The following is a 2300-nucleotide window of genomic DNA, read 5'->3' on the forward strand; positions in this document are numbered from 1 at the left end:
GCGGTGATGGCATGGTGCTCATTACTGTGCTGGTGCGTGCTGCCTGTGGTCGTGCTCTCAATGCCCGCAGGACTGGCCAGTACCAAGTGGGGTTCAGATAGTTCTGGGTGTTTGCTATTGTTGGTGCTGTCTTTGCTCTGTGTTCCCTTGATAGCCTCGTTCTGCGCTTGCAGTGCTTTGGCTACTTGTCCTTGGTCTTTGCTGTCACCGTCACTTTGTGCCCCATCTTGTGCTTTGTGTTGCACTGCCAAGTGGCCCAGGCTGCTGTGCTGCTCTTGCCCTTGGCTCAGTCTCGATGCAGTTTCACTGGATGCTTTAACGCTCCCTTGGGCGTTGGGTCTGCCTTCGGTGCTGATGAGTAAGCCGTCTTGGGCTCTGATGGCTCCATGGCCGTCTGTGCGCAGCTCGAAGCCTTCGCCTCGGTGTTCTTGGCGTCCTGCCCTATCTTCTATGCGGGTGATGTGGCCCAGACTCAAGCTGCTGCTTTGGTGGTCGCTTTTGAGTTGGACTTGGATTTGTTCTGCGGTGTCGTCCAGTAGCAGGTGGTTGCTTCTGCCCGCTGCTGCATTGCCTGCACCGTCGCCCAGTTCTCGGCTGCGGATGCCAGAGAGTGCTTGTTGCTCGGGCAGTTCCCAGGGGGGTTGGTTGTTTTGGTTGTAGAGGCTGGCAATCACCACGGGTTTGTCGGGGTCGCCGCCTTCGAAGCTGACCAAGACTTCTTGGCCTATGCGGGGGATGTGCACTGCGCCTAGTTGGTTGCCGGCCCAGGGACTGGCAACGCGTACCCAGCAGCTGCTGTGGTGATCGCTGCCGTCGTGCCTGTCCCAGGGGAAGTGCAGTTTGATGCGGCTGAGGTAGTCGGTGTAAATGTTGTTGGTGGGGTTTTGTCCTTGCGCGTTGCTCGGTCCTACTACCAGGGCGCTTTGGGGGCCTGCGATGGTGGGTTTGGGCTGGGTGGCTTGGGGGCGCAGGGCCAGGGTGCTGGGCTGGACGGTAAATTGGGTGAGGATGCGCCAATCTCCGTGGGTGGTGTCTTGGCTGGTGTCTTTAGTAGTGTCTTGGCTAGTTTCTTGGCTTGCAGTGCTGGTTTGGCTGGGGTTGCTGATGTGCAGTTGTGCGCCCAGAACGATGTATTCGGTGTTGGCGCTCTCTTGGGGGTGTTGCTCTAGGGTGAAGCTGCTGCCGGTAACGATGCCTCGGATGTGGCCTGCTGCTGTAGCGCGGTGGCTCACTTGGCGCAGGGTTTGCAGGCGGATTTGGGCTAGGTGTTGGCCTTGTTCTTCTGTTTGGTTGGCTTGTTCTGTTGCCCCGGCATTGGGTTGGCTGTAGTCGCTGGCGGGCAGGGTTTTGTTGCTGCCTCTAAAGAGGTAGATGTTGGAAGCTTGTTGGGCTGCGCTGGTATCACTGGTGTCATCACTGGCTTGGGCGCTCAAGAGTGCTTTGGGGCGGGTGTAGTCGTACTCTTGGCTGCCAAAGCTGCGGGAGGTGAGGTGGTGCTCTGGGGCGAAGTGGTGGATGTATTCGCGTTGTGCTTTGTGGCCCCGGGGGTAGTAGGGGATGCTGGAGTAGGGGTTGGTGTTGTGTGTGTCTTGTGCACCTTCATCTTGTTGGAGGTCTTTGGCGCGCAGTTGGAATGCGCCGTTGTGGTCGCTGTAGATGAGGCGGTGGGTGCCGTTGCTGTGTTCGAAGTGGTAGTTGATGCCCCACTCTTGCATGAGGCGGGTGATGAATTCGAAGTCGGTTTCGTTGTATTGGACGCAGTAGTCGCGTACTGGGTAGGTTTCTATGAGGCGTTTGTCTGCGCTGTAGGGGTAGCCGGCCAGGATGTGTTCTATGACTTCTATGGGGGTTTGGTCTTGGAAGATGCGGCAGTCGCTTTGGTGGCGGGCAAGCGCGAGCCAGGGCTCTAGGGTGAGTTGGTAGTAGGCGTGGCGGCTGTTGGGGGTGCTATTGGGTGTGTTGCCGTAGCTGTCGGGCTCTAGGAGTTGGGCTGCTGTGATGATGGCGCTGATTTGGCGCTCTCCGGCTCCTTGGTGGGGGGTGGCTTGTCCGCCTACGCTGCCTGCTTGGAAGGCTCCCATGCCTTCGAGTTGGATGTGGCAGGTGATGGTTTGGCCTAAGAGTGCACTGAGGTCTAGGTTGGAGCCTATGCTGCTTGGGTGGCTCTTTCTGTCGGGGCTTTGCAGTATGAGTTGGTAGCTAAAGAGGCTGTTGATGTCTTCTCGCCCCTCTAGGCTGATGGCTTGCAGGCTTGTGCTGGTTTGGGCTTCTAAGGCTGCGCAGCTAACTGTGAGGATGCG

At 58.1% G+C, this 2300-nt stretch carries 1 protein-coding gene; it reads right to left on the reverse strand.

What is annotated here, in order from left to right; genetic code table 11:
* Window positions 1-2300: type VI secretion system Vgr family protein (locus KIK84_RS16425; protein WP_214124204.1), on the reverse strand; the 2300-nt coding region annotated here is incomplete at both ends.

The sequence above is a fragment of the Curvibacter sp. CHRR-16 genome (genome assembly GCF_018474005.1).
In the GTDB taxonomy this organism is placed as follows: Bacteria; Pseudomonadota; Gammaproteobacteria; order Burkholderiales; family Burkholderiaceae_C; genus Allorhodoferax.